Genomic DNA, 6,169 nt, shown 5'->3' on the forward strand with positions numbered 1-6,169 from the left:
GCGCGCCGGGGGCGACCCGCGGCGCCGCGCCCGGCGCGGCAGGCGGCTGCTCGGCGCCGCCTTCGCCCTGCCCGCGCTCCTGCTCCTCGGCGCGCTCGTCGCCTACCCGGTCGTCTTCTCCGTCGTCCGCAGCCTGTTCGACGCGAGCGGCGACCGGTTCGTCGGCGCGGACAACTACCTGGAGATGGTCCGCGACCCGGCGACCCTGAAGGCGCTCCGCAACAGCGCGATCTGGGTGGTGGTCGCCCCCGTCCTGCTCACCGGGCTCGGCCTCGTCCTGGCCGTGCTCACCGAGCGGGTCCGCTGGGCGACCGCGTTCAAGCTGGTGCTGTTCCTGCCGATGGCCGTGTCGTTCCTCGCCGCGGGCATCGTCTTCCGGCTGGCGTACGAGCAGGATCCCGACCGGGGCGTGCTCAACGCGGTGGTGGTCGGCGTCCACGACGCCCTCGACGCGCCGGCCCCGTACCCGACCGCCCGCGCCCGGGAGGGCCGGGGCCTGACCGGCGGACCGGCCGACGGGTACACGACCGGCGAGCTCCGGCCCGGCTCCGTCGCCGTGCTGCCCTTCGTGGGCGTCGCCCCCGGGGCCGTACCGGGGCGTCCGGAGGCGGCGCGGGCCCCGGACCCGGCCCCGGACGGCCTGACCGGCACGGTGTACCTGGACTTCACGCCCGGAACGGGCGGCCGGCCGGGCGTGGTCGACGGGGCGGAGCAGGGGCTGCCCGGGATGACCGTCGAGGCCGTCCGGGACGGGACGGCGGTGGCGTCCGCGCGCACGGCCGCCGACGGCACCTTCCGGTTCGACGGGCTCGGCGACGGCACGTACCGGCTGCGGGTGCCGGCCGCCAACTTCGCCGCCGGGTACGGCGGTGTCGACTGGCTCGGCCCGACGCTCGTCACCCCGGCGATCATCGGCGCCTATCTGTGGGTGTGGACCGGCTTCTCCATGGTGCTGATCGGCGCGGGGCTCGCCGCGCTCCCCCGCGACGTCATCGAGGCGGCCCGGGTGGACGGCGCGAACGAGCGGCAGATCTTCCGCCGGATCACCGTGCCGCTGCTCGCCCCCGTCCTCACCGTCGTCCTCGTCACCCTGGTCATCAACGTGATGAAGGTCTTCGACCTCGTCTACGTCATCGCCCCGGGACCGGTGCAGGAGGAGGCGAACGTGCTGGCCACCCGCATGTGGCTGGTCTCCTTCGGCGGCGGCAACGACCAGGGGCTCGGCGCCGCCCTCAGCGTGCTGCTGCTCCTCCTCGTCGTCCCGGCGATGGTCTTCAACATCCGGCGCTTCCGGAAGGGCGGCGGCTCATGAACAGGCCCACGCGCGTCACCCGGTGGCTCGGGAGTGCGGCGGTGCAGTCGCTGCTCGTCCTGGTCGCCCTCGTCTGGATCACCCCGCTGGCGGGACTGCTGCTCTCCTCGCTCCGCTCCGAACGGGACAACGCGTCGGACGGCTGGTGGACGTCGATCGTCGAGCCCTCGCAGCTCTCCTTCGACAACTACCGGGCCCTGCTGGCGGATTCGGGGCTCGTCCAGGCGTTCTGGAACACCGTCCTGATCGCGGTCCCCACCACCGCCCTCGTCGTCGGGATCGCCGCGCTCGCCGGATACGCCTTCGCCTGGCTGGAGTTCCCCGGCCGGGACGGGCTCTTCCTCGTGGTGGTCGGCCTGTTGGTGGTCCCGGTGCAGATCGGCCTGCTTCCGGTGGCCAAACTCTTCGGCGCCGTGGGGCTGTTCGGGACGGTCGCCGGGGTGGTGCTCTTCCATGTGGCGTACGGACTGCCGTTCGGGGTCTTCCTGCTGCGGAACTTCTTCGCGGAGGTCCCCCGCGAGATGCTGGAGGCGGCCCGGCTCGACGGCGGCGGCGAGTGGCGGATCTTCCGCCGGCTGGTGCTGCCGCTGGGGCGGCCGGCGCTCGCGAGCCTGGCGATCTTCCAGTTCCTGTGGGTCTGGAACGACATGCTGGTGGCGCTGCTCTTCGCCGACGGCGAGTCCCAGCCGCTGACGGTGGCCCTCCAGTCGCAGATGCGGCAGTTCGGCTCCAACATCGGGGTCCTCGCGCCGGGGGCCTTCCTCTCCCTGGTCGTCCCGCTGGTGGTGTTCTTCGCCTTCCAGCGGCACTTCGTCCAGGGGGTGATGGCCGGGTCGGTCAAGTGACGGGCGCCGCCGCCCCCCGGAGCCACCCGAACGGCTGACGCCGGAATCACAGCGCGGCGGCCGTGGCGGAAAGTATGATCAGGCGATGTCTGACATGACTGAGACCACGCCCGGCTGGATGACCTCGGACGAGCTGGACACGGCCCGTGCCCGGATGCCGATCCTGTACGTCGACGCGGTCCCCGTACGGGTGGACGACAGCGGCGAAGTCACGAGCATCGGACTGCTGCTCCGCATCGGCGCCGACGGAACGATCAACCGCACCCTCGTCTCCGGACGCGTGATGCACCACGAGCGCGTCCGGGACGCCCTGTTGCGGCACCTGGAGAAGGACCTCGGCCCGGTGGCGCTGCCGCGGGTGCCGGCCTCGCTCCAGCCCTTCACGGTCGCGGAGTACTTCCCGACCGCGGGCATCACCCCGTTCCACGACCCCCGCCAGCACGCGGTGTCGCTCGCCTACATCGTCCCCGTGAGCGGCGACTGCCGTCCCCGCCAGGACGCCCTCGACCTGGTCTGGTTCACTCCCCACGAGGCCGCCTCGGCCGCCGTGCAGAGCGAGATGCCCGGTGGACACGGCGTCCTGCTGAAGCAGGCGCTGGCCCATGTGGGGGTCACCTACTGACGCCCCCGGAGCCGGTGCGGCCGCGTCGCCCGGGCGTGCGGCCGCGCCGGCGGCGGAAGCGGACTCAGATGCCGCAGGAGGAGGCGGACCAGTAGCGGCTGGACCGGTGGTCCACGTGCGTGTGGTCGGAGTGTCCGGGGTAGCCCGGGCCGAGGATGCCGTTGAAGCCGTGGTTGCGGGCCTGCTGGGCCAGTCGGCACAGGGAGTGCGGGCCGGACCCGAGGTCGGCGGCGTCGCCGTAGAGGTGCCGGCTGTCCGAGGCCCCGCCGACGGCGGCGTTGCACGCGCTGCTGCGGAAGCCGCTGGTCACCCGGATGGGCTCGTCGCCGAGCGCGTGCCGCAGGGCCTCCAGCTTCCACATGGTGCGCAGGGCGTTGGACCTGGCGGTGGCGGCGCTGACGGCGCCGCCCTCCCAGGTGGTGTTGCAGTTGTTCAGCTCGGCGTAGGTGAAGTGGATCGGCGTGCAGTCGTCGTCCTGGAGCGCGTACAGCTTGCTGAAGGTCGCGGGTCCCGCGACTCCGTCGGCGGCGAGGCCGTAGGCGGACTGGAAGCGCGTCACGGCGGCGGCGGTGGCCGGGCCGTAGGAGCCGTCGACGGCCAGGACGCCCCCGTAGCCCGGGTAGCCGGCGACCCGGATCTGGAGCTGGGTGACGTCGGCCCCGGTCGCGCCCTGGGAGAGGGTGCGCGACCAGGTGTAGCAGGCGTCGGCGCGTGCGGGGCCCGCCCCGGCCACGACGCCGGTGAGACCGGCGAGCAGCAGCGCGAGGGCGAGCAGGAGCCGCGACACGGGGGACGCGAGGGACAGGGGCTTCACGGAAGCGCGGGTGTGCGGGGACATACGGGCGGGCCTCCACCTCGGCGGGTACGGAGAACAGGGACCGTGCGTGTCATGCATCTGTCAGAGAACGCCTCTCGGGAGGAAGCCTGGCCGGTCGGTCGACGCGCGTCAACCACGCCGGACACAGCCGTACGGCGGCACGGCGGCGGGCCGGGATCGGCCCGCGCCGCGATGATGAGAGCGTGAAGGGCGGCGAGAGCACGGGAGAGCCCGGCGGACACGCGACGGACGTGTCCGGGGACGGGCCGGACCCCGACGCGGGCCCGGGGGCGGGCGCGGGCCCGGGCGCAGGCTCGGGCGTGGGCGTGGGCGCGGGCGTGAGCGCAGGCGCAGGCTCGGGCGTGAGCGCAGGCGCACGCTCGGGCGCGGGCGCGGGCTCCGGCGTGGGCGGGACGGGTGCCGGCGGGAAGCCCGTCGATCCCCGGATGTTCGACGGGACCGTCGCCGCCGTCGCCGTCCTCGCGGGACCCGAGGGGCGGCTGCTCTACACCAACTCCGCGTTCACCCGGCTCTTCGGCCCCCGGCGGATCGGGCTGCCGGCCCACGCCGCCTTCCCGGACTCGGACGGCCACCGCTTCCTGGCCGTGCTCGACTCCGTACGGGCCACGGGCCGGGCCCGGCAGGTCGTCGGCGAGCGGCGCACCGACCCCGGGGTCGCCGGGCAGGCCCGGCACTTCGTCTACTCGTGCAGCCCCGTCACCACGGAGCAGGGCCCCGGGATCCTCGTCCTCGCCATGGACACCACCGCCGAGACCCAGGCGCTCCAGCGGTACGAGGCGCTGGTCTCCGCCGTCTCCCAGATGGTGTGGGTGATGGGCGCCGACGGGTCCATGGAGGAGCTCGTCCCCGGCTGGGAGCAGCTGACCGGGAAGCCCTGGCATCCGCGCGCGGACGAGGGCTGGTACCCGCAGATCCATCCGCGCGACCGGGAGAAGCTGAGCGCGGGGTGGCGGCGCGCGGCCCAGGAGGGCGAGCGGCCCGGGGTCTTCGAGGCGACCTTCCGGGTGCGGGCCGCCGACGGCTCGTACCGCCATCTGTCCACCCGTTCCGTGCCGGTGCTGCGGGACGGGCGCATCACCGAGTGGGTGGCGGCCACCGCCGACATCGAGGACGCCTGGGGCACGCGGCTGCGCGAGCGGCTGCTCGCGCAGGTCGCCGCGGTGACGGAGGCGAGCCTGCCGGAGGCGTTCGCCGAGGTCGTGAAGGTGCTGGTGCCGGAGCTCACCGACGCCTGCCTGATCCTGCTGCTGTCGCACGACGAGTGGCCGCTGCCCGCGCGCGCCGGGGTGACCGCGCGGCGGATCGCGTCGGCGACCCGGCCCGGGCTGCCCGCCCCGCCCGCGCTGCGCGGGCAGCGGGTGGCGGTGACACCGGCGGTCCGTGAGGTGCTGGAGGGGCGGGAGCCGGTCACCTTCCCGCTGGCGGCCGGCGGCCCCGTGCCGCCCGGGCTGATCCCCACCGTCAGCGAACGCTGGCTGACCGCCTCGGGGGCCACCAGTCTCACCCTCGTCCCGCTGATCGTCGACGACCTGGTGCTCGGCTACGCCGCCAGCAGCACCAACGGCGACACGCCGATCCCCGGCCCGGCCGAGACCGAACTCCTCCGGGAGGTGCTGCACCACGCCCAGCGCCCGATCCGGAAGGTCCTGGACCTCCAGCGGGCCCGGCGCACCGCGCTGGGGCTCCAGCGGGCGCACCTGACCGAGCCGCCGCCGGTGCGGGGCGGGAGGCTGGCCGCGCGCTACCAGCCGGCCAGTCCCAGCGGGGAGATCGGCGGGGACTGGTACGACGCCTTCACGCTGCCGGACGGGACGCTCGTCCTCGGCATCGGGGACGTGGCCGGCCACGATCTGACGGCGGCCACGGCGATGGGGCAGATGCGGAGCATGCTGCGGGCCCTGGCGTACGCGGGCGGGCCGGAGGCCGCGCCGGACGAGGTGCTCGCCCGGCTCGACCAGGTCGCGGCCGGCCTGGCCACCGCTCCCCTGGCCACCGCCCTGCACGCGACGCTCCGCCGCGGCGCGGCCGGCACGTGGCGGCTGACCTGGTCCAGCGCGGGGCACCCGCCGCCGCTGCTGGTCCCCGCCGCGGGCGACGCCCGCTTTCTCCCCGGCGCGGCCGACCCGCCCCTCTGCGTGGCCTCCGGCCTCCCCCGGACGACCCACAGCCACGTCCTGCGCCCCGGCGACACCCTGCTCCTGTACACGGACGGCCTCATCGAGACCCCGTCCGCCGCGATCGACGAGGGCCAGCGCCGGCTGGCCGCCGAGTCCGCGCGCAGCCGGTGCCTCCCCCTCCCCGAACTGCTGCGCGTCCTCCAGGACCTGTCGGACCACCGCGACGACACGGCCCTGCTGGCCTTCCGGGTGGACGGGGGGAGCTGACGCGTGCGGGCCGGGCCGCTCGGTGCGAGCGGTCCGGCCCGGTGGTGGGGGGCGGCGCCGGCGCGCGGGGCGGGGGCGGGGGGGCGGGGTCCGGGGCCCCCCGGGGCCCCCTGTTAAACAGCCGGGCGGGGTGTGCCGTGTGGGGGCAAGACCCCGAGTGCACCGGCG

5 protein-coding genes are annotated in these 6,169 nt (G+C 75.2%); 4 read left to right on the forward strand and 1 reads right to left on the reverse strand.

The genetic code is table 11. From position 1 onward, the window contains the following. The 3 genes from ACFW1I_RS37570 to ACFW1I_RS37580 all read left to right on the forward strand — a co-directional run. Positions 1–1,312: ABC transporter permease subunit (locus ACFW1I_RS37570; RefSeq protein WP_384678487.1), on the forward strand; the 1,312-nt coding region annotated here is incomplete at its 5' end. Continuing rightward, complete coding sequence (locus ACFW1I_RS37575) at positions 1,309–2,157, forward strand: carbohydrate ABC transporter permease (RefSeq protein ID WP_384678489.1); 849 nt, start codon at positions 1,309–1,311, stop codon at positions 2,155–2,157. The genes ACFW1I_RS37570 and ACFW1I_RS37575, both read left to right, overlap by 4 nt. Before the next feature lie 94 nt (positions 2,158–2,251). Then, positions 2,252–2,779: an NUDIX hydrolase family protein gene (locus tag ACFW1I_RS37580; protein WP_384678495.1), complete on the forward strand. Its 528-nt coding sequence runs from the start codon at positions 2,252–2,254 to the stop codon at positions 2,777–2,779. 64 nt (positions 2,780–2,843) lie between these two features. Here the strand turns inward: ACFW1I_RS37580 and ACFW1I_RS37585 are convergent, their stop codons facing one another. Beyond that, a complete protein-coding gene (locus ACFW1I_RS37585) occupies positions 2,844–3,617 on the reverse strand; it encodes a D-Ala-D-Ala carboxypeptidase family metallohydrolase (protein ID WP_384678491.1) in 774 nt (257 codons plus the stop codon). Positions 3,618–3,958: 341 nt separating this feature from the next. Between ACFW1I_RS37585 and ACFW1I_RS37590 the strand changes: the two genes are divergently transcribed. Further along, complete coding sequence (locus ACFW1I_RS37590; RefSeq protein ID WP_384678493.1) at positions 3,959–6,001, forward strand: SpoIIE family protein phosphatase; 2,043 nt, start codon at positions 3,959–3,961, stop codon at positions 5,999–6,001. Positions 6,002–6,169: the final 168 nt, after the last annotated feature.

It is taken from the genome of Streptomyces sp. NPDC058955 (assembly GCF_042741435.1).
Classification (GTDB): Bacteria; Actinomycetota; Actinomycetes; order Streptomycetales; family Streptomycetaceae; genus Streptomyces.